Source organism: Brevundimonas sp. 01N35, from assembly GCF_056399785.1.
Map to the genome: position 1 here is coordinate 16,181 of NZ_JBFTRZ010000001.1, position 19,201 is coordinate 35,381.

Genomic DNA, 19,201 nt, shown 5'->3' on the forward strand with positions numbered 1-19,201 from the left:
TCAGTAGATCAACTCGTCGTCGCCGCTCTGGCCCGCCAGCATGATGTCGCCCCGCGCGGCCAGATCCTTGGCCACCTGGACCATGGTCATCTGGGCGGCGTCGACGTCCTTGAGGCGGACAGGCCCCATGGACTCCATGTCCTCGCGCATGATCTTCGAGGCCCGCTCGGACATGTTGGAGAAGAACATTTCGCGCAACGCGTCCGAGGCGCCCTTCAGCGCCAGGGCCAGTTGATCCTTCTCGACCGCGCGCAGCAGGGTCTGGACGCCGCCCGGATCGAGGCGCGACAGGTCCTCGAAGACGAACATCAGCGCGCGGATCCGCTCGGCGGAATCGCGGCTGCGTTCCTCCAGGGCGCCGATGAAGCGGGCCTCGGTCTGGCGGTCGAAGCTGTTGAAGATGTCGGCCATCAGTTCATGGCTGTCGCGCTTGGAGGTGCGCGCCAGATTGGACATGAACTCGGTGCGCAGGGTCTGTTCGATCTTGTCCAAGATGTCGCGCTGCACCGGCTCCATGCGCAGCATGCGCTGGACGCACTCCAGGGCGAAGTCCTCGGGCAGGGCCGTCAGCACGCGCGAGGCGTGCTCAGGCTTGATCTTGGACAGGACCACCGCGACGGTCTGCGGGTATTCGTTCTTCAGATAGTTGGCGAGGACGGCCTCGTTCACATTGCCGAGCTTGTCCCACATGGTCCGGCCGGCGGGACCGCGGATTTCCTCCATCAGGGCGTCGACGCGCTCGCCCGGCATGAAGGAGGCCAGCAGACGCTGGGTTTGCTCGTAGCTGCCCATCAGCGAACCAGAGCCGCCGATGCCGGACACGAACTCGACCAGGACTTCCTCGACCACCTGGGCGGCCACCGTGCCCAGCGAGGCCATGGCCTGGGAAACTTCCTTGATCTCTTCGTCGTCGAGCTGCTGCCACAGGATCGTGTGCTCCTCGCCCAGCGACAGCAGGACCACGGCGGCCTTCTCGGGCCCCGTCAGCTTGCGGATGTCATCGACTGCAGGTTTCTTGCTCACGAGACGGGTCACTAGCTTTCATGCACCCACGACCGGAGGATCGCGGTGGATTCCTCCGGGTGGGAGTCCACGAAGTCGGCCACCTTCTTGATCGAGGAAGCCTTCACCTGTCCCTCGATGCGGGCGATGTCGAGCCGCTGTTCCATGTCGCTCGGACCGGTCAGCATGGGCGCCCCGCCCGGCAAGGTTCCGCCGACAATCTGGGCGTCCAGCGCCGTCACCGGCATGCCGTTGGCCCCGACCAGGGCCGGGAGGCCCGTCGCGCCCGAGGCGGTCTTCAGCAGCGGCCGCACGACGAAGAAGATCAGCAGCAGGCCGGTCACCAGCAGCACCAGCAGCTCGACCCCGCGCATGATGTCGTTCTTGTCGAAGTTGAACATCGACGAGCCGGTGTCTTCGCCCGGCGCCGCCGAAGGCTCGCGGCTGAAGCGGACGTTGACCACCTCGATCTTGTCGCCGCGCGTCTCGTCGATGCCGACGGCGGCGGCGACCAGGGTCTTGATCTGCTGGACTTCTTCTGCGGTGCGCGGGGCGTAGGTCGGCTCGCCTTTGCCGCCGGCGGCGGGGGTGTATTTGCCGTCCACGGCGACCGAAACCGACAGCTTCTTGACCTCGCCGGGCTCCTTCACCGTCGTGGTGGTGGTGTTGGAGATCTCGTAGTTGGTGGTCTCGGTGTTTTCCGAGTTGGTCGAGCCGAGGGGCGTGGTGTTCGGGGCCGCGCCGCCGGGAATGTTGTTGGTGGCGGTGACGCCGCCGTCGGCCTGGCCCGTCGTGTCCTGCGACTGCGAGCCATTGGTCGAGGTCGAGCGGACGACCTGGCCGTCGGGGTCGAACTTCTGCTCCTGGGTGGTCGAGCGGCTGTGGTCGATGTCGGCCGTGACCTGGACGCGCGCCGCGCCGGGGCCGACGACGCCCTCGACGATGTCCTTGATCCGGGTCTGCAACTGAGCCTCGGTCGTGGCCTTGGCGGCCTCGGCGTTGGCCGAGGTGAAGCCGCTGTCCTCGGACCCCGCGGCCAGGGTGCGGTTGGCCTGATCGGTCACCGTCACCTTGTCCGGCTTCAGGTTCGGCACCGAGGAGGCGACGACGTTGCGGATGGCGCGCACCTGATCGGCGCTGAGGTCGCGCCCGCCCAGGCCCACGACCACGGCGGCGGTCGGGTCGATGGCGGCGGCCTGGAACATCTCGCGGCGCGGCATGGTGATGTGGACGCGGGCCGAGGTGATGCCGCGCATCGACATGATGGTGCGCGACAGCTCGCCCTGCAGGGCGCGCTGCTCGTTCAGGTTCTGCTGGAACTCGGTCTGGCCCAGAACCGACTGGTTGTCGAAGATTTCGTAGCCGACGCTGCCCGAGGTCACGAGCCCCTTGCCCGCCAGCATCAGGCGCGCCGTACCGACTTCGTCGCGGCTGACGAAGATGGTCGAGCCGTCGCCCTTGGAACTGTATTTGATGCTGGCCTGATCCAGGGCCGCGCTGATCTCGGAGGCTTCGCGCAGGTCGAGGTTGGAATAGAGCAGCGCGTCGGGCGCCTGGCCCACACGCAACATGACGGCGACCAGCACGGCCGCGACGCCCGCGGCGACGCCAAGCACTGCGGCCAGACGGCCGATCCCGAACTTCTGCAACGCCGCCGTGAAGCCGCCCACGCGTCCCCGCCTCATACTGGCGGGAGGACCAAACCGCCCCGCTAGGCAGAAACTGCCGTGTGGATGGTAAACGCGGCGTTAAGATGCGTTAAAGATTGAAGGAATCGGGGAGCGCTTCCCTTCTCCCCTTGAGGGAGAAGGTGGCTCGCGCAGCGAGACGGATGAGGGGTGACGGCGCAACCGGCTACCGTCAGGCGAACACCAGACACGAAAAAGGGGTGCGGCCCTGCCGGAAACGGCAGCGCACACACCCCTCATCCGAGCGCCTGCGGCGCCCACCTTCTCCCTCAAGGGGAGAAGGAAGATCGTTACGCCGCCTTCAGCAGTTCCGCCTTCTTGTCTGCGGCTGCGTGGATGCGGGCTTCGGCGATGGCGTCGGCGATCAAGTGGGTCGGTTTGTTCTCGACCACCGAGCGCTCGAGGATCTCCTCGAAGGTCTCCATCAGGCGCGACAGCTTGCCCTCGACCCACGACGGGTCATAGGCGCCGCCCGACTGGCGCGCGTTCATCTCCGAGGCCACGTTGATAATGCCGCCGCCGTTGACGACATAGTCCGGCGAATAGAGGATTCCGCGCGCGAACAGCTGGTCGCCGATGTCCGGGGTGGCCAGCTGGTTATTGGCGGCGCCGCAGATCGCCCGGACCTTCAGACGCTCCAGCGTCTGCAGGTTCAGCGTCGCGCCCAGGGCGCAGGGCGCATAGATGTCGGCGGCGACGTCATAGATGGCGTCGGGAGCGACGATCTCGGCGCCGGTCTTGGCGGCGACGGCGTCCAGGTTGGCCTGGTTGACGTCGGTGATGATCAGCTTGGCGCCAGCCTTGTGCAGCTTCTCGGCCAGATAGGCGCCGACGTGGCCCACGCCCTGGATGGCCACGGTCAGGCCGGTCATGTCGTCCTGATTGAACAGGCGACGCGCCACGACCAGGTTCGAGCGGAACACGCCCTCGGCGGTGACCGGGCTGGGGTCGCCCGAGGCTTCCGGGCCGTCCTTCAGGCCCAGGACGTATTCGGTGACCTTGCGGGCCTCGGCGATGTCCTCGACCGAAGTGCCGACGTCTTCGGCCGCGTAATAGTTGCCGCCCAGGCCGTTCAGGAAGCGACCGAAGGCGCGGAACAGCTCGGGGCTCTTCTGCGTGCGGCTATCGCCGATGATGACCGACTTGCCGCCGCCCATTTCCAGGTCGGCGATGGCGTTCTTGTAGCTCATGCCCTTCGACAGGCGCAGCACGTCTTCCAGCGCCTCTTCGGCGGTGGCGTAGTTCCACATGCGGGTGCCGCCGACGGCGGGGCCGCGCGCGGTGGAGTGAACCGCGACGATGGCCTTCAGGCCGGTTTTCTCGTCATGGAAGGCGTGGACGCCCTCATGGTTCGCGAAAGAAGGGGAATCAAACAGCGTCTTGCCCATGACAGGCCTTTCCTGGGGTATTTTTTATTGCGCGAGGAGATACGCCGCGTCCGCCTAAACGGCAAGCATGACGGTTTCGCACGCCGAGAGATCGGGACTGACTTCATCTGGCGTGTAAGCCCCCACACTTAGTCCCGCTCATCCCGGCGGACGCCGGGATCCAGTAAGAGCTCAAAGCGGTACGGTGAGAATGCACCTTCCTCCAACCACGCGCTTGCGGCCAAAGCACTGGATCCCGGCGTCCGCCGGGATGAGCGGAGAAGATCAAGCCAGGACGAGCGGCTCTTAAGCTCAGCGCCCGCGATCAGCCTCGGCCTTCAACGCCGGCAGGACCGAGGGGGCGCCGGACGGCAGGGCGGCGGCCGGGTCGCGCAGCCAGGCCTCGATGTCGCGATAGACGACCTCGCCCTGCAGGTCCCGGTTCAGGATATGCCAGCCGTCGCGGTAATAGGCCGTACGCAGGTTGGACCGTTCGCCGGCTCGCTCCAGCGCCAGCCGCATCGGGCGCTTCTCGATGATCTGATCGTGGGCGCCGTAGAGCAGCAGGGTCGGCTTCTCGACCGCACCCAGCCGGGTCGTCGCCGTCTCCATAAGATCGACCAGCCCGTGCAGGGAATCGAAGCGGGTGGCGATGATGCTGAGCGGATCGCGGCCGTTGCGGACCAGTTCCAGCGTATTGTCGGACGCACGGATCTTGCTGACCGCGAAGGACGGCGGCTCGACCGCGACATCGCCCATCAATCTGGCGGCGGCCCACAATCCCGCGCTGTTGAACGGACTCTGGCTGGACCAGCCCCAGACGCCGGGGGCCAGCAGGACGACCCGGTCGGCGTCGGGCGGCGTCTCGGCCCCGAAGGCGGCGATGGTCGAGGACCCGCCCATGCTTTCCCCCGCAACCACGATCAGGGCGTGGGGCCGCTCGGCGCGGACCAGGGCGACGACGGTGCGCAGGTCGGCGCTGGTCAGGCTTTCGGGCGCGAACTCGCCGCGATGAGGCGCCAGGCCGAAGCCGCGCTGGTCATAGGCCCAGGTCTCGATGCCGCGCGTCGCCCACCACGGCCCGGCCAGCCGGAAGGAGGCGTAATGGTCGTTGAACCCGTGCAGGGCGACGATGACGGCCCAGGGCTGCTGCCCCTGGGGGCTCCAGCGCAGATAGGGCAGCCGCGCCCCGTCCTGAACCACGAAGGCGCCGCGCCCTTCGGTCCCCGTCTCGATACGCGGCCCGGCGAAACCGGCGGGCGGGCTCTGCGGCGCCTGAAGATGCGGCGTGGCGCAGGCGGACAGGGCGAGGGCGAGCAAGGCCGCCCCCAGCAACCGCTCACCCAGGCGGACGCCGGGGCCCAGTGATTTGGCCGCGCGCGCCAGGCTGGCCAACAGGGCTGCGATCAAGTCCGAACTCTGCTTCATGATGCCCAAAGCACTGGATCCGGCGTCCGCCGGGATGAGCGGATTGGAAAGATCGTCACCCGAGAATGACTCGAACCCGTTCGCGAAGGTAGGGCAGAAGCTCGGCCTCGAACCACGGATTTTTCCGCAGCCAGGCCGTATTGCGCCACGACGGGTGCGGCAGCGGCAGGATGGCGGGCGCGTAATCGCGCCAGGCCCGGACCGTTTCGGTCATGTTGGTCTTGGCGCGATCGCTCAAAGCCCAGGCCTGGGCGTAGCCGCCGACCAGCAGGGTCAGTTCGACCTTGGGCAGTTCGGCCAGCAGCCGGGGCCGCCACAGCTCGGCGCAGCGGCGCGGCGGCGGATAGTCGCCGCCCTTCGGATCGGTGCCCGGAAAACAGAAGGCCTGGGCCGCGACGCCCAGACGCGGGTCGCCGTAGAAGGCGGCCTCGTCCACGCCCAGCCAGTCGCGCAGACGGACGCCGGACGGATCGGTGAAGGGCAGACCGCTTTCATGCACCCGCCGCCCCGGCGCCTGGCCGCAGATCAGCAGGCGCGTCTGGGCCGTGACCATGACCACCGGCCGCGGCGTGTGCGGAAGGTGGCCCAGGCAGGCCCGGCAGGCCCGGATGTCGGCCAGGACCGCGTCCAGGCCGCCGTCCTCCGCGCCCTTTTCAGGGCCCTTTTCAGGATCAGTCGAAGTCGCCGTCATCCGAAGGCTCGACCGGCGGCAGGGCCGCCAGGGCCGCGGCCGTCTCGGCCTCGGTCGGCAGGCGCAGACGGATCACGCCCTTGAAGCTGTTGGGATCGACCGCCTTGCCCTTCTTGGTGATGGTCAGCTTGCCCTGACGCATCAGGCCCAGGGCCGCGCTGCGCACCTTGGGCAGCATCCGCTGCCACTGCTCGGGCTGCAGCTCCTTGGCCACATCCGACGGTTCAATGCTCTTGCCGCCGACGCTCTTGGGGTCGGCCTTGGCCAGTTTTTCAAAAATGGCCGCTTCGATAGGATCGCTCATTGCGCCTATATGCTGCAGCGCGAGATCAGAAAGAAGGCGTAATCGGCATGGTCGGCAGGATCACGGTATCGGAAGGCGAGTTTTCGGGTTGGGAAACCTACGAGGTGAGCGGCGCCACCTTCGACTCCACTGTCGGTCCCTTCTATCGCAAGCCGGACCCCGACGGGTCGATGCGCTGCGCCTTCCGGGCCGAACAGAAGCATATGAATTTCGGCGGCCGCATGCACGGCGGCTGCCTGATGACCTTCGCCGACATCGCCATGTTCCAGATCGCCTATCAGGAGATGGAGGGGGCCTCGGGCGTCACGGTGCAACTGGATTCCACCTTCATCGACGGCGCCTATGTCGGGGAACTGATCGAGGCGACCGGCCAGGTCACCAAGGCGGGCAAGAGCCTGATCTTCGTGCGCGGCCAGATCAACACGGGCGACCGGCTGCTGATGACCTTCTCGGGCGTGATCCGGAAATTCACGCCACGCGGCTGAAGCGGACGAGGACTGCCAGGCCGGTCGCCAGCCCCGCCGCCGGCCACAAGGCGTTCAGGCCCAGCGCGCCGTAGCTGAATGCGCCCACCACGGCCCCGCCGAACAGGCCCGCCCACAGCAGCAGATAGGGCGCGAAGGCCGCGCGCTGCCCGCCCCGCAGGGCGCCGGCCAGCGCCTGCCCCAGCTTGACCAGGGCACCGGTCATATAGGTCAGGCCGACGCCGACCTCGCCGTCGCGCAGGAAGACGGCGTTCTCGACCCCCATGGCCAGCACCATCAGGCCGACGGCCAGCGGCGTCAGCCCGACCGGGACGGCGAGCGCCGCGCCGGCCAGCAGGCCCGCCTCCAGCGCCAGAACCCGGCTGCGCGACCGCATGCCTTCGCCGCCGGCGACCAGAGCCCCCAGCGCCGCCCCGAGAACGAACAGGATCAGAATGGTCGCGGCCACCCCGACGGTGCGCCAGTCGCCCAGCGACACGCCGACCGCCATCCGGGTCGAATTCCCGCTCATGAAGGAGACGAACAGCCCGCCCAGCTGAAGAAAGCCCAGGCTGTCGACATAGCCCGCCAGGCCCGCCAGCAGCACCGCCATCCCCCGCTCAGGCGGGGCCAGCGTCCGCATGACGCCTAGGCCCCCGCCTTGGCCGTCGGACGCGCCCGGCAATCCTCCATCCAGCGCGCCAGATGGGTGAACTCTTCCGGCGGGCGGTATTTGACCAGACGAGCGAAGTCGAGGCCGACCGCCGCGACGATGTCGGCGATGGTGAAGCGGTCGGCGGCGATGAAGGCGTGCTCGGCGAGGTGGCGGTCCAGCGACTTCATGAACTTCTCGGCGCCGACGCGGCTGTACTCGGCGACCTGCGGCTGAGGCGGTTCGAGAGCGGCCAGCGCCGGGTGGCTGAAGCGCACGTTCAGCATCATCGGATTGGCCAGGTAGATCTCGCAGCGACGGGTCCACATCTCGATGATCGCCTGCTCGCGCGCATCGTGGCCGAACAGGTTCGGCTCCGGGTACAGCGCCTCCAGATAGCGGCAGATGGCGATGGACTCAGAGATGCAGGCGCCGTCGTCCAGCTCCAGTGCCGGGACGTGCGGCACGCCCACCTTGGCGCGGTAGTCCGCCGTGCGGTGCTGACCGGCCAGCAGGTCGATCTCGACGAAGTCGACGTTCTCGACGCCCTTCTCGGCCATGACCCAGCGGACCCGGCGCGGATTGGGGGCGCGATGCGAGGTGTAGAGCTTCAAGCCGTCCTCCAGCGTCTTAAAAAACCTACTGTCCGAACACCGAAGCCGGCATGGCCCCGACGATGCAGGCGGTCATCAGCGTGGCCAGGAAGCCGGCGAACAACGCCTTCCACACCAGACCCAGAACCTCCTCGCGGCGTTCCGGCATCAGGACCGACAGGCCGGTGACGGTGATGCCCACCGAGCCGATGTTGGCGAAGCCGCAGAGGGCGTAGGTCATCAGCATCCGGGTGCGTTCGGTCATGTCGCCGGCGGGGATATGGCCCAGTTTGATGAAGGCGACGAACTCGGTCAGCGTCAGCTTCACGCCCAGCAGCCAGCCGGCGGTGTGGGCGTCGGCCCATTCCACGCCGATCAACCAGGCGACCGGCGCGAAGACCACGCCCAGGATGCGCTCGACCGTCAGCGGATCGCCGCCGATGACGAAGCCGCTCAGAATGACGTTGGCCAGGGCGACCAGGGCCACGAAGACGATCAGCACCGCCGAGATGTTCAGCACCACCATCAGGCCGTCCGACGTGCCCTTGACGATGGCGTCGATGGAGCTGTCGTACTTCAGCGCCGAGTTGTAGTCGGCCACCGCCCCGCCCTGGCCCGGCTTTTCGGGGATGATGACGCGGGCCAGCAGCACGCCCGCCGGAGCCGAGACGATGGAGGCGACCAGGACGTGGCCCGCCGCGTTCGACAGCACCGGCGCCAGGATGGTCGCATAGGCCACCATGGTCGAACCGGCTACGGTGGCCAGACCGACCACCATCATCAGGAACAGCTCCGACCGGGTCAGCTTGTCCAGATAGGCGCGGATGACGATGGGGCTTTCGATCATGCCCAGGAAGACATTGGCCGCCACCGCCAGGGCCGAGGCGCCGCCGAGACCCATGGTCCGCTGGAACAGGAAGCCGAAGCCGAGCGTGATCCATTTCAGGATCTTCCAGTGCCACAGCAGGGCCGACAGGGCCGAGATGACCAGGATCAGCGGCAGAACCTTGAAGGCGAAGGTGAACAGGGCGCCCTCATTGGCCACGGCGTAGGGCTGATCGCCCCCCGCGAGGAAGCCGAAGACGAACTTGGTCCCCTCCTCCGTGGCCAGTTCCAAGCCCTGAACCGCGTTGTTGATGCCGTCCAGCACCACCTGAGACCCAGGGATGGCGAAGGTCGCCAGCACCAGGGCCGCCTGCACCGCGATAGCGCCCAGCGCCAGCCGCCACGGGAAGACCCGGCGGTTCTCGGACATCGCCCAGCAGACGGCGACGATGACGGCCAGGCCGAACAGGCTCTGGAGGTTCAGGAAACTGAACATGGGAAAGGCGGCTCCGCGACCGGCACTACGGGAGCCGGCTTCTTATTTGCGCATGAACGACAGCCGCGCGCGGCTGGCAAGAGGCGCATGAAAAAGGCGGAGGATGAATCCTCCGCCTTGGCTCCTTGTCCGACCAGGGTCAGAGTTGGCCGCGCACCAGCTTGCCGTAGTCGTCCATCAGGGTCAGCGACAGGTCGCCGGGCGTGAAGCAGTAGTCGCCGATCTCGCTGACCGGGGTGACCTCGGCCGCCGAACCGGTGAGGAAGCATTCCGAGAAGTTCGACAGCTCTTCCGGCAGGATGTCGCGGACGAGGACCTCGATCCCCTTGGCCTGGGCCATCTCGATCACCGTCTGGCGGGTGATGCCGTCCAGAATGTGATCGACGCGCGGGGTATGCAGGACGCCGCCCTGGACGAAGAAGACGTTGGCGCCGGTCGCTTCGGCGACATAGCCGCGCCAGTCCAGCATCATGGCGTCGGCATAGCCGCGCTTCTCGGCTGCCGTCTTGGACATGGTGCAGATCATGTAGAGGCCGCCGGCCTTGGCCGTCGAAGGGGCGGTGGCCGGGTCGGGGCGGCGCCATTTGGCCCACTCCAGCCGGATGCCGCGCTTCTTGACCTCGGGGTCGAAGTAGCTGGGCCATTCCCAGGCAGCGATGGCCATGTGAACCTTGCTGTTCAGCGAGGAGACGCTGAGCTGTTCGGCGCCCAGATAGGCCACCGGACGGATGTAGCAGTCCGTCATGCCGTTCTTTTCGCAGGTTTCCTTGCAGGCCGCGTCGATCTCGGCCACGCTGTAAGGAATCTCGAAGTCCAGCAGCTCCGCCGATCGTTTCAGCCGCTCGCTGTGCGCCGTCAGCTTGAAGATTTCGCCGCCGTACATACGCTCACCCTCGAACACCGACGAGCCGTAGTGAAGGCCATGGGTCAGAACGTGCGTTTTCGCTTCCCGCCAGGGCACGAATGCGCCGTCAAACCAGATCCAGCCGTCACGATCGTCGAAAGGAACGAAGGCCATTGAATAACGTCTCCCGGGGATATGATCGGGTTACACTCTTCTCGCCCGCCGCCGTCAACGCCTCGCGTTCGGCAGGATCGCCCAAAGCATGACCGATACCCGTTCTTCCAGCCGTTCCGGCCCCGTCGCAGCCCCCGGCACGGGCCGCCACCTGCTGATCGTCGATGACGACGACAGAATCCGCGAACTGCTGAAAGAGTTCCTGGCGCGCGAAGGCTATCGCGTCACCGGCGCCGCGCACGCGGGCGCCGCCCGACGCCTGGTGGAATTGATCGAGTTCGACTTGATCGTGCTGGACGTGATGATGCCGGGCGAGAGCGGCTTCGACCTGACGACCTGGATCCGCAGCCAAGCCTCCCTGTCCAGGACGCCGGTCCTGCTGCTGACGGCCAAGGGCGATCCCGACGACCGAATCGAGGGCCTGTCGCGCGGCGCCGACGACTATATGTCCAAGCCCTTCGACCCGCGCGAACTGGCGCTGCGGATCGAGGCCATCCTGCGCCGCACCGGCGGCAAGCCCATGACCCCGCGTGAAATCCGCATGGGACCGGCGGTGTTCGACATGGAGCGGCTGGAACTGACCCGCGACGGGACGCTGCAACGCTTGACCGAGGCCGAGGCGCAACTGCTGAAGACCCTGGCCATCCACTCCCATTCCCCCGTCGAGCGCATGAACCTGTCGCCCGACACCGCCGACATCACCGGCCGCGCCGTGGACGTTCAGGTGACGCGCCTGCGCCGCAAGCTGGAAGCCGACCCCAAGAACCCGCGTTATCTCCAGACCGTGCGCGGCGTCGGCTATATGCTGGCGCCGGACTAGGGTCTTGCGTCTTGCTCACGCCCCCTCCTCCGCCGTCATCCCCGGCCTTGTGCCGGGGATCCAGACCCTCGACGTCGACGGATCGAAGCGACGATCTTCGCTATCGAGCGGCATGTTTCTGGATTCTCGGGACAGGCCCGAGAATGACGCAAGACTAACAACACCTCCCCTACCTAGGCCCCTCCGATGAGGCTGCTGCCGTTCAACGTCTGGGCGCGAGTGATCAAGCGCCGCCTGCCGACCTCGTTGTGGGGGCGGTCGCTGCTGATCATCGTCCTGCCCGTGCTGATCATGCAGGGGGCCGTGACCTGGGCCTTCTTCGACGCCCACTGGCAGGCCGTGACGGCCCGCCTGTCCGAAGGGCTGGCCGGAGACGTGGCCTGGGCGGCTGAAAGCTATCGCGACGAACCGACGCCGCAGAACCTGACCCTCATCGCCGACCGGGCCGAGCGGTCCATGCAGTTGTCGGTCGCCTTCCAGGAGGGGGCGAAACTGCCCGCCGAGCAAAGGCGCGGGCCGATCGGCGTGGTCGACCGCACGCTGGAGAAGGCCCTGGCCTCGCGGCTGGATCAGCCCTTCTGGTTCGATACGACCCGCTACCCCGCCTATGTCGACATCCGGGTGGAGGAGCCCGGCGGGGTGCTCCGCGTCATCGCACCGCGCGAACGGGCCGTGGCGACCCAGGCCCACATCTTCGTCCTGTGGCTGATGATCGCCACCGTCCTGCTGCTCAGCGTGGCGGTGCTGTTCATCCGCAATCAGGTGCGCGCCATCGAACGGCTGGCCGACGCCGCCGAGGCCTTCGGCCGGGGCGAGAGCGTACCGCGCTTCAAACCGCACGGCGCGCGCGAGGTGCGGGCCGCCGCCAGCGCCTTCCTGGACATGCGCGCTCGCATCCAGCGCCATATCGAGCAGCGTACGGCCCTGCTGGCCTCGGTCAGCCATGACCTGCGCACACCCCTGACCCGGCTGCGGCTCGAACTGGCCCTGGCCCCGCCGTTCAAGCGCGCCGAGGCGATGAAGGGCGATCTGGACGAGATGGAGCATATGATCGACGAATACCTGGCCTTCGCGCGCGGCGAGGCGGGCGAAGCGATCCAGTCGATCTCAGTCCCCGAAATGCTGCGCCGCGCCGCCGAAGACGTTCGCCGCGCCGGCGCCGAGGTCACGGTCGAGACCCCCGATGAACTGGACGCCCAGGTGCGCCCCCTGGCCTTCCGGCGCGCGTTGAGCAATCTGGCCGGCAACGCCGCCTCGCACGGCGAGCACGTGCGGCTGTCGGCCCGCCCCCTGCCCTCCGGCGGGCTGGAGATCGCGGTCGAGGACGACGGGCCCGGCATTCCCGAAGACATGCACGAAGAAGCCTTCCGGCCCTTCTCGCGGCTGGACGCCTCGCGCAATCAGAACCGCAAGGGCGTGGGCCTGGGCCTGGCCATCGCCCGCGACGTGGCCCGCGGCCACGGCGGCGACATCACCCTGGACCGCAGCGACATGGGCGGGCTGAAAGCGCTGATCCGCCTGCCCGCATAAATCGCGACGCGCCCTCTGGCGTGACTGTAAAATCAGCGCCATCTTGGGACAGTTCTAGGGGGGCCTGGATCAGGAGTCCGTATGATGCGTAATTTCGCATTCCTCGCACCGCTCGCCGCCGTCGCGGCTCTCGCCGGCGCGGCCGCCGCCCAACCCTCCGCCGTCGTCGTCACCGTCAGTCCCGACATGGCCAAACAGGTTCAGGAACTGGGCCAGCGCGACGTGCAGCAACAGGTCGAGGATCTGACCCGGACCATCGAGCGCACCCTGACCGCGCGTCACGCGCTGGACGGCGCCCGGATCGAACTGGTCATCACCGACCTCAAGCCGAACCGGCCGACCATGCAGCAACTGGTGGACAAGCCCGGTCTGGACGCCATGCGCAGCATCTCGATCGGCGGGGCCGCAGTCGAAGGCGCCGTCACCATGGCCAACGGCGAGGTGCAGCCGGTCAAGTATGACTATTATTCCAACACCCTGGCCGAGGTTCAGGGCTTCACCACCTGGCAGGACGCGCACACGGCCTATGACCGGCTGGCGCGCAACCTGGCCGACGGACGCTACGTCAAACGCTGAGGAGTGAGGCGCTGACGATCAGCCGCTGAGCTCGGTCGACTTGGCCACAGCCGCCTGAACGGCGCTCTCGACCGCCCGGTCGAGGGCGCCGTTTGCGTTCAGGGCCACCAGACCGGCCTGCGTCACCCCGCCGGGCGAGGCCACGCGGTCGATCAGGGCGTCCAGCGCCTCGGTCCCCTCGACGCCCGCCGCGGCGGACCGCAGGGTGGCGCGGGCCAACCGCACGGCGGCCTCGGGGGACAGGCCTTCCTCGATCCCGGCCTGGGCCAGGGCGCGGGTGAAGGCGAAGAAATAGGCGGGCCCGCAGCCGGACACGGCGGTCGCGGCGTGCATGACGGCTTCCTCGTCCAGATGGACGGTCTCGGCGATGGGCGCGAACAGGGCCTCGCCCACGGCGCGGGCCGCGTCGTGGGCGGCCCAGATGGTCGCCACCCCCTGAGCCTGGGCCACGCCCGTCGTCGGCATGATGCGGACCACAGAACGGCCGCCGAAGCCCGCGGAAATGGTCTCGCCCTTCACCCCGGCCATGACCGAGACGATGACGGCGTCGGGGGCCAGATGCGGCAGGATCGGGCGCGAGGCCTCGAACCATTTGGCGGGTTTGACCCCGATGACGAAGGCGCGGGCCTCGGCCAGGGCCTCCAGCGGCGGATTGATCCGCGCGCCCAAAGCCCGCGCCGCTTCGGCAGCGGGCTTTTCGGAGGGCGTCAGGATGATCAGGTCGGCGGGATCGACGGCGCCGGTCTTGAGCCAACCTTCAAGGATGGCCGAGCCCAGCCGCCCCACGCCTTGCAGGACGACCGGCCCGATCTTCCCGACTTTGCTCATCAGGCGGTGCCGACGGTCTCGAACAGGCAGGCGTCGATGGCCTCCTGCGCCTTCTTGGAGCCGCGCACCATGAAGTCGAAGGCAGGATAGTAGCGGTCGGCGGCCTCGATGGCGGCGTCGATCATGGACGCGGCCTGGGCCAGGGTCGGGCGCTCGCTGTGCGGCAGGGCCAGCGAATGACGGAAGACGATCTCGCCCTCGTCCGGCCAGACCTCGAAATGGCCCAGCCAGGTGCGCTGGTTGATCATCGACACCAGTTCATAGGCGGCGGCGCGGCGCGTCTTCATGACCCGCAGGTCCAGGGCGCAGCACAGCTGAAGGCAGTCGCCCTCGGGCCGCCAGGCGAACCACAGCTCATAGTCCTTCCAATCGCCGGCCAGGGCGAAGGCGAGGTCGCCGTCGTCCGTGCGGTCGAACGGCAGGTTCTCCGCGTTGAGGACATGCTCCACGACATCCAGGGGGTCGTAGGGAACGTCGACCTCTTCGGGTCGGGCTGCATCCATCAGGGATTCACATTCTTACTCGGGGGCCGCGACTCACGACCTGCAAACGAACGGTAAACGTGTTCGGAGATTCGGCTCAACCGGCTGTGTCGGCGTCGGGCGCCGCGCCTGTGGACGTTCCGGCCGAAGAGTTTTTCCCGGGCGTTTTCTGAGCCTTAAGCTCGGCGATTTCGGCGCGAAGGGCGGCGATCTCGTCCTTCAGCACATCGAACTCATCGCGACGGACCAAATCCATCTCGGCCACGAAGCGGTCGGTCTGGGCGCGCCAGGCGGCCTTGGCCTCGTCGCCGGCCGCCTGGGCCAGGCCCATGGCGCCCGTGGTCAGCTTGGCGAACTCGTCGAGGATCGGATTGCGCGTCTGCATGATGAAATCTCGCGTCTCTGCCACACCAGTATATGGTTAATGGCGTCGTAAATTGGGTGAACGAAACCTTTCCGTCCGAACCGGCTATAAACTGCTTCGCTGGAAAAGCGCGCGACGAATGCAGTCTCGCTTGCTAGACGACGAAGGGTTCAAAACGGCGCTGACGGAGGCCCTGTGCCCTTCCCCGAATTCGACCCTGTCCTGATCCATCTCGGCCCCCTGCCCATCCGCTGGTACGCCCTGGCCTATGTCGCCGGGATCGTGCTGGGCTGGTGGTACGCCTCGCGTCTGGCCAAGACGGAGCGGCTGTGGTCGCCGGGCAGGCCGCCGGTGACGGGGCCGCAGTTGGACGACCTGGTGCTGTGGATCACGTTCGGCGTCATCCTGGGCGGGCGTCTGGGCTACGCCCTCTTCTACAAGCCGGCCATGTTCGCCCAGTTGTTCACGGGTCAGAACCTGGGCGAGCGGCTGGAGCTGCTGCAGCTGTGGACCGGGGGCATGAGCTTCCACGGCGGCTTCCTGGGCGTCGTCGTCGCGCTGACGCTTTACGCCAACCGCCAGAAGATCAATCCGCTGAGCCTGGGCGACCTGATCGCCCCGGTCGCGCCGCTCGGCCTCTTCTTCGGCCGCATCGCCAACTTCATCAACGGCGAGCTGTGGGGCCGCGAGACGACGGTTCCCTGGGCCATCCGCTTCTGCAACGCCCGCATCGAACAGATGTACGGCTTCTGCCCCGCCGGTAACGAACCGCGCCACCCCAGCCAGCTGTATGAAGCCGGGCTGGAAGGCCTGCTACTGCTGGTCATCCTGTCGCTGGCCGTGTGGAAATGGCGGATGCTGAAGCGTCCAGGCTTCGTCACCGGCCTCTTCCTGCTGGGCTACGGCGTCTGCCGCGCTGCGCTGGAGAACGTGCGCCAGCCCGACGCCGGTCTGGAGCATCTGCCGCTGGGCCTGACCATGGGCATGATCCTGTCGACGCCGATGATGCTGGTCGGCGTCTGGCTGATCTGGCGAGCGCTGAAGAAGCCGGTCGTCGCGGAGGCATAAGACCATCATGGCGGAGACCCTCAAGGACCGGCTGGTCCGCGAGATCGTGCTGACCGGGCCGATGACGGTGGCGGACTATGTCACCCGCTGCCTGCACGACCCCAAGGGCGGCTACTACGCCACCCGCCCCGCGCTGGGGGAAGGCGGCGACTTCATCACCGCCCCTCTGGTCAGCCAGATGTTCGGCGAACTGATCGGCCTGTGGGCCATCGAGGTCTGGAGCCGCCTCGGCGCGCCCGAGCGGGTGCGGCTGGTCGAGGTCGGACCCGGCGACGGGACGCTGATGTCCGACATGTTGCGCGCCGCCCGGCTGGTTCCCGGCTTTCTCGAGGCCGTGGACCTGATCCTGATCGAGCCGAGCGCGCCGCTGCGGGCCGAGCAGGCGCGGCGGCTGGCCGACGCGGACGTCCATCCCCGCTGGCTCAGCGCCCTGCATCAGATCGAGACCGACGCCCCGGTCATCCTGATCGCCAACGAGGTGCTGGACTGCCTGCCCGCCCGCCAGTTCATGAAGACCGAGGGCGGCTGGGCCGAGCGCCGCATCGGCGTCACCGACGATAATGAGCTGACCTTCGGCCTGGTCGCCATTTCCGGCGGTTTCGAGCGGCCCGAGTATGACGTGGAGCCGGGCCAGGTCGTCGAGATTTCGGAACAGCAAGCCGCCTTCGCCCGCGATCTGGCGACCCTGGTCAAGACAGCCTCGGGCGCAGCCCTGCTGATCGACTATGGCCGCAGCAGACCCGGCGCGGGCGACACCCTGCAGGCCCTGCGACGGCACCAGAAGGTCGATCCGCTAGAGACTCCGGGCGAAGCCGACCTGACGCAATGGGCCGACTATCCGCTGGTGCTGGAGGCGGCCGTGCGCAGCGGCGCCGACGTGACCGGCTGCGTCGGCCAGGGCGCCTTCCTCAAGGCCCTGGGGATCGAAGCCCGCGCCCAGCGGTTGATGCAGGCGCGCCCCGACGCCGCGCCGGTCATCCAGCGCCAGTTGGACCGGCTGACCGCGCCGGACCAGATGGGCGAGTTGTTCAAGGCGGCGGCGATCTTCTCGCCCCGCTCGCTGGCTTTGCCCGGGATTTGAAGGATGAGCTTGAAGCCCATTACCCATCCTCTGCTGGACAAGGCCGGGGTGCGCCATGGCTTCTTCACCCGCGAGGGCGGCGTGTCGGAAGGCCTCTACGCCGGGCTGAACACAGGCGTCGGCTCCAACGACGATCCGGCGCGCGTGGCCGAGAACCGCCGTCGCGTGGCCGAATGGATGGGCGGCGGCGCCGACGACCTGTGCGGCTGCTATCAGATCCACTCCGCCGTCGCCCGCGTGACCGACGCCGGCTGGAAGGGCGAGCGCCCCGAAGGCGACGCCGTGGTCACGGCCGTGCGCGGTCCGATCTGCGCCGTCCTGACCGCCGACTGCGCGCCGGTGCTGCTGGCCGACGCCGAGGCCGGCGTGGTCGGCGCGGCCCACGCGGGCTGGAAGGGCGCGCTGGGCGGGATCATCCACTCGACCGTCGCGTCCATGGAGGCCCTGGGCGCGAGCCCTGCACGCATGGTCGCCGTGGTCGGCCCCTGCATCGCCCAAGGCTCCTATGAAGTCGGCGCGGACTATCAGGAGCGGTTCGCCCACCACGACCCCGGCAGCGAACGCTTCTTCGCCCTCGGGCCTGCGCCCGACAAACGCCTGTTCGACCTGCCCGGCTTTGTTCTGTGGCGACTGGAGCAATCCGGCGTCGGCGAGGCCGCCTGGACCGGCGAGGACACGCGCGCGGACGCGGCGCGGTTCTATTCGAACCGTCGGGCGTTTCTGGCGGGAGAGCCGGACTTCGGGCGGTTGATGAGCGCGATCACGCTCACCTGATCCTTCTCCCCTTGAGGGAGAAGGTGGGCGCCGAAGGCGCTCGGATGAGGGGTGTGAGCGCGATGATCGAGTACGAAAAGCACTGAAGCCGGGCCTGAGCATCGAAGGGCGCCGCCGACACCCCTCGTCATGCTGCGCACGACACCTTCTCCCTCAAGGGGAGAAGGAAGGCTTGGTTCAGCCCGCCATCGCCAGGTCGAAGACGCGTGTCGTTTCGCGCCAGGCGTCGGGCTGGGCCAGCAGGGCGCGGACCAGCTTGTTGTTCAGGGCGTGGCCCGCCTTGACGCCTTCGTAGCGGCCCAGCAGGGGCGCGCCCAGGACGTAGAGGTCGCCGATGGCGTCCAGGGCCTTGTGGCGCACGAACTCGCCTTCCATGCGCAGGCCGCCGGGGTTCAGGATCTCGTCGCCGTCGATGACCACGGCGTTTTCCAGCGAACCGCCGCGGGCCAGACCGGCCTGACGCAGGGCCTCGACCTCATGGGCGAAACCGAAGGTGCGGGCGGCCATGATATCCGAGCGGAAGGTCGCCTCGTCCACGACGAAGTCCACCACCTGATTGCCGATGACCGGCGTCGGGAAGTCGATCTCGAAGCGCATCTCATAGCGGTCGCAGGGCAGCAGGACGGCGGACTTGTCGCCCTCCTCCACCCGGATCGGTTTCAGGATCTCGATATAGCGGATGGGGGCTTCCTGACGGCGGAAGCCGGCGCGGTCCAGCAGTTGCACGAACTGAAGAGCCGAACCGTCCAGGATCGGCAGCTCGGGACCGTCGACCTCGATCACGGCGTTGGACACGCCCAGCGCGCACAGCGCGGCCATCAGATGCTCGATGGTCGACAGGCGCACGCCCGCCGCATTCTCGATCATCGTGTTCAGGCGCGCGTCGACGACGGCCTCGCCCGAGACAGGGATGCGATTGTCGCGGTCGGTCACGTCGGTGCGGACGAAGACGATGCCTGCACCGGGCGCGGCCGGGCGCACGACCAGCTTGACGCGCTGGCCAGTATGGACGCCGACGCCGGCGCAGATGGCCGGGGCGACGATGGTCTGTTCGTGATGGTCGTGACGGACCGGCAAGCTGGAAACTCTCTGGGCTGCGCGCCCCCGCCTCTGACGTGCGGAGTTCGCCTCACCTGTCGTTTACCCACGA

21 protein-coding genes are annotated in these 19,201 nt (G+C 67.8%); 7 read left to right on the top strand and 14 right to left on the bottom strand.

Going from position 1 to position 19,201, the window contains the following annotated elements; translation table 11 throughout:
• The 6 genes from fliG to AC1DJ5_RS00115 form a co-directional block, all read right to left on the bottom strand.
• Complete coding sequence (fliG, locus tag AC1DJ5_RS00090; protein ID WP_441455664.1) at nucleotides 1-1,035, bottom strand: flagellar motor switch protein FliG; 1,035 nt, start codon at nucleotides 1,033-1,035, stop codon at nucleotides 1-3.
• A complete protein-coding gene (gene fliF, locus AC1DJ5_RS00095) occupies nucleotides 1,035-2,672 on the bottom strand; it encodes a flagellar basal-body MS-ring/collar protein FliF (protein ID WP_477019260.1) in 1,638 nt (545 codons plus the stop codon). Before fliF ends, fliG begins: the two co-directional genes overlap by 1 nt.
• A 308-nt stretch (nucleotides 2,673-2,980) precedes the next feature.
• Nucleotides 2,981-4,078, bottom strand: a complete 1,098-nt coding sequence (locus tag AC1DJ5_RS00100; RefSeq protein ID WP_477019261.1) for a Glu/Leu/Phe/Val family dehydrogenase — start codon at nucleotides 4,076-4,078, stop codon at nucleotides 2,981-2,983.
• Between the two features lie 291 nt (nucleotides 4,079-4,369).
• Nucleotides 4,370-5,467, bottom strand: coding sequence for an alpha/beta fold hydrolase (locus tag AC1DJ5_RS00105; RefSeq protein WP_477019262.1), 1,098 nt, complete (start codon nucleotides 5,465-5,467; stop codon nucleotides 4,370-4,372).
• Nucleotides 5,468-5,540: 73 nt separating this feature from the next.
• Nucleotides 5,541-6,176 (bottom strand): uracil-DNA glycosylase family protein, encoded by a 636-nt coding sequence (locus AC1DJ5_RS00110; RefSeq protein WP_441455669.1) that lies wholly within the window; start codon nucleotides 6,174-6,176, stop codon nucleotides 5,541-5,543.
• Nucleotides 6,157-6,480 carry a DUF3253 domain-containing protein gene (locus tag AC1DJ5_RS00115; RefSeq protein ID WP_441455670.1) on the bottom strand — a complete coding sequence of 108 codons (324 nt, stop codon included), beginning with the start codon at nucleotides 6,478-6,480 and terminating at the stop codon, nucleotides 6,157-6,159. The genes AC1DJ5_RS00110 and AC1DJ5_RS00115 overlap by 20 nt, the downstream gene beginning before the upstream one ends.
• A gap of 47 nt (nucleotides 6,481-6,527) precedes the next feature.
• On the opposite strand from AC1DJ5_RS00115, the gene AC1DJ5_RS00120 reads away from it, so the two are divergent.
• On the top strand, nucleotides 6,528-6,965 hold the full coding sequence (locus AC1DJ5_RS00120; protein ID WP_441455671.1) for a PaaI family thioesterase: 438 nt from the start codon (nucleotides 6,528-6,530) through the stop codon (nucleotides 6,963-6,965).
• On the opposite strand, the gene AC1DJ5_RS00125 is transcribed toward AC1DJ5_RS00120, so the two are convergent.
• From AC1DJ5_RS00125 to AC1DJ5_RS00140, 4 genes are all read right to left on the bottom strand, one after another.
• Nucleotides 6,949-7,587 carry a YoaK family protein gene (locus AC1DJ5_RS00125; RefSeq protein ID WP_441455672.1) on the bottom strand — a complete coding sequence of 213 codons (639 nt, stop codon included), beginning with the start codon at nucleotides 7,585-7,587 and terminating at the stop codon, nucleotides 6,949-6,951. The genes AC1DJ5_RS00120 and AC1DJ5_RS00125 overlap by 17 nt on opposite strands.
• 5 nt (nucleotides 7,588-7,592) lie before the next feature.
• A complete protein-coding gene (locus tag AC1DJ5_RS00130) occupies nucleotides 7,593-8,210 on the bottom strand; it encodes a glutathione S-transferase family protein (RefSeq protein WP_477019263.1) in 618 nt (205 codons plus the stop codon).
• Between the two features lie 25 nt (nucleotides 8,211-8,235).
• Nucleotides 8,236-9,510: a NupC/NupG family nucleoside CNT transporter gene (locus AC1DJ5_RS00135; RefSeq protein ID WP_477019264.1), complete on the bottom strand. Its 1,275-nt coding sequence runs from the start codon at nucleotides 9,508-9,510 to the stop codon at nucleotides 8,236-8,238.
• Nucleotides 9,511-9,649: 139 nt separating this feature from the next.
• Nucleotides 9,650-10,528: a branched-chain amino acid aminotransferase gene (locus tag AC1DJ5_RS00140; RefSeq protein WP_477019265.1), complete on the bottom strand. Its 879-nt coding sequence runs from the start codon at nucleotides 10,526-10,528 to the stop codon at nucleotides 9,650-9,652.
• An 88-nt stretch (nucleotides 10,529-10,616) separates the two neighbouring features.
• Here AC1DJ5_RS00140 and AC1DJ5_RS00145 point away from each other — a divergent pair, with 88 nt between their 5' ends.
• The 3 genes from AC1DJ5_RS00145 to AC1DJ5_RS00155 all read left to right on the top strand — a co-directional run bounded on the left by AC1DJ5_RS00145 (nucleotide 10,617) and on the right by AC1DJ5_RS00155 (nucleotide 13,454).
• On the top strand, nucleotides 10,617-11,348 hold the full coding sequence (locus AC1DJ5_RS00145) for a response regulator (RefSeq protein ID WP_441455677.1): 732 nt from the start codon (nucleotides 10,617-10,619) through the stop codon (nucleotides 11,346-11,348).
• Between the two features lie 186 nt (nucleotides 11,349-11,534).
• Nucleotides 11,535-12,878, top strand: a complete 1,344-nt coding sequence (locus AC1DJ5_RS00150; RefSeq protein WP_441455679.1) for an ATP-binding protein — start codon at nucleotides 11,535-11,537, stop codon at nucleotides 12,876-12,878.
• An 84-nt stretch (nucleotides 12,879-12,962) separates the two neighbouring features.
• Complete coding sequence (locus AC1DJ5_RS00155) at nucleotides 12,963-13,454, top strand: hypothetical protein (RefSeq protein ID WP_441455680.1); 492 nt, start codon at nucleotides 12,963-12,965, stop codon at nucleotides 13,452-13,454.
• 18 nt (nucleotides 13,455-13,472) lie between these two features.
• On the opposite strand, the gene AC1DJ5_RS00160 is transcribed toward AC1DJ5_RS00155, so the two are convergent.
• The 3 genes from AC1DJ5_RS00160 to AC1DJ5_RS00170 form a co-directional block, all read right to left on the bottom strand.
• A complete protein-coding gene (locus AC1DJ5_RS00160) occupies nucleotides 13,473-14,282 on the bottom strand; it encodes a pyrroline-5-carboxylate reductase family protein (RefSeq protein WP_441455681.1) in 810 nt (269 codons plus the stop codon).
• Complete coding sequence (locus tag AC1DJ5_RS00165; protein WP_292032930.1) at nucleotides 14,282-14,785, bottom strand: type III secretion system chaperone family protein; 504 nt, start codon at nucleotides 14,783-14,785, stop codon at nucleotides 14,282-14,284. The genes AC1DJ5_RS00160 and AC1DJ5_RS00165 overlap by 1 nt, the downstream gene beginning before the upstream one ends.
• 76 nt (nucleotides 14,786-14,861) lie before the next feature.
• Nucleotides 14,862-15,149, bottom strand: coding sequence for an accessory factor UbiK family protein (locus tag AC1DJ5_RS00170; protein ID WP_441455683.1), 288 nt, complete (start codon nucleotides 15,147-15,149; stop codon nucleotides 14,862-14,864).
• Between the two features lie 174 nt (nucleotides 15,150-15,323).
• Here AC1DJ5_RS00170 and lgt point away from each other — a divergent pair, with 174 nt between their 5' ends.
• From lgt to pgeF, 3 genes are read left to right on the top strand one after another with little or no spacing between them, the layout of a single operon-like run.
• A complete protein-coding gene (gene lgt / locus AC1DJ5_RS00175; protein ID WP_477019266.1) occupies nucleotides 15,324-16,196 on the top strand; it encodes a prolipoprotein diacylglyceryl transferase in 873 nt (290 codons plus the stop codon).
• Nucleotides 16,197-16,203: 7 nt separating this feature from the next.
• Nucleotides 16,204-17,277, top strand: a complete 1,074-nt coding sequence (locus AC1DJ5_RS00180) for a class I SAM-dependent methyltransferase (RefSeq protein WP_477019267.1) — start codon at nucleotides 16,204-16,206, stop codon at nucleotides 17,275-17,277.
• Between the two features lie 3 nt (nucleotides 17,278-17,280).
• On the top strand, nucleotides 17,281-18,051 hold the full coding sequence (gene pgeF, locus AC1DJ5_RS00185) for a peptidoglycan editing factor PgeF (protein WP_477019268.1): 771 nt from the start codon (nucleotides 17,281-17,283) through the stop codon (nucleotides 18,049-18,051).
• Nucleotides 18,052-18,228: 177 nt separating this feature from the next.
• Here pgeF and lpxC read toward each other — a convergent pair whose 3' ends face one another.
• Nucleotides 18,229-19,128, bottom strand: a complete 900-nt coding sequence (gene lpxC, locus AC1DJ5_RS00190; protein WP_441455690.1) for a UDP-3-O-acyl-N-acetylglucosamine deacetylase — start codon at nucleotides 19,126-19,128, stop codon at nucleotides 18,229-18,231.
• Nucleotides 19,129-19,201: the final 73 nt, after the last annotated feature.

Coding starts and splice junctions, on each gene's coding strand:
- AC1DJ5_RS00100 (WP_477019261.1), bottom strand. CDS start 4,078: ATGGGCAAGACGCTGTTTGATTCCCCTTCTTTCGCGAACCATGAGGGC.
- AC1DJ5_RS00180 (WP_477019267.1), top strand. CDS start 16,204: ATGGCGGAGACCCTCAAGGACCGGCTGGTCCGCGAGATCGTGCTGACC.
- pgeF (WP_477019268.1), top strand. CDS start 17,281: ATGAGCTTGAAGCCCATTACCCATCCTCTGCTGGACAAGGCCGGGGTG.
- AC1DJ5_RS00155 (WP_441455680.1), top strand. CDS start 12,963: ATGCGTAATTTCGCATTCCTCGCACCGCTCGCCGCCGTCGCGGCTCTC.
- AC1DJ5_RS00160 (WP_441455681.1), bottom strand. CDS start 14,282: ATGAGCAAAGTCGGGAAGATCGGGCCGGTCGTCCTGCAAGGCGTGGGG.
- AC1DJ5_RS00135 (WP_477019264.1), bottom strand. CDS start 9,510: ATGTTCAGTTTCCTGAACCTCCAGAGCCTGTTCGGCCTGGCCGTCATC.
- AC1DJ5_RS00115 (WP_441455670.1), bottom strand. CDS start 6,480: ATGAGCGATCCTATCGAAGCGGCCATTTTTGAAAAACTGGCCAAGGCC.
- AC1DJ5_RS00120 (WP_441455671.1), top strand. CDS start 6,528: ATGGTCGGCAGGATCACGGTATCGGAAGGCGAGTTTTCGGGTTGGGAA.
- AC1DJ5_RS00165 (WP_292032930.1), bottom strand. CDS start 14,785: ATGGATGCAGCCCGACCCGAAGAGGTCGACGTTCCCTACGACCCCCTG.
- AC1DJ5_RS00140 (WP_477019265.1), bottom strand. CDS start 10,528: ATGGCCTTCGTTCCTTTCGACGATCGTGACGGCTGGATCTGGTTTGAC.
- AC1DJ5_RS00150 (WP_441455679.1), top strand. CDS start 11,535: ATGAGGCTGCTGCCGTTCAACGTCTGGGCGCGAGTGATCAAGCGCCGC.
- AC1DJ5_RS00125 (WP_441455672.1), bottom strand. CDS start 7,587: ATGCGGACGCTGGCCCCGCCTGAGCGGGGGATGGCGGTGCTGCTGGCG.
- AC1DJ5_RS00170 (WP_441455683.1), bottom strand. CDS start 15,149: ATGCAGACGCGCAATCCGATCCTCGACGAGTTCGCCAAGCTGACCACG.
- AC1DJ5_RS00145 (WP_441455677.1), top strand. CDS start 10,617: ATGACCGATACCCGTTCTTCCAGCCGTTCCGGCCCCGTCGCAGCCCCC.
- AC1DJ5_RS00110 (WP_441455669.1), bottom strand. CDS start 6,176: ATGACGGCGACTTCGACTGATCCTGAAAAGGGCCCTGAAAAGGGCGCG.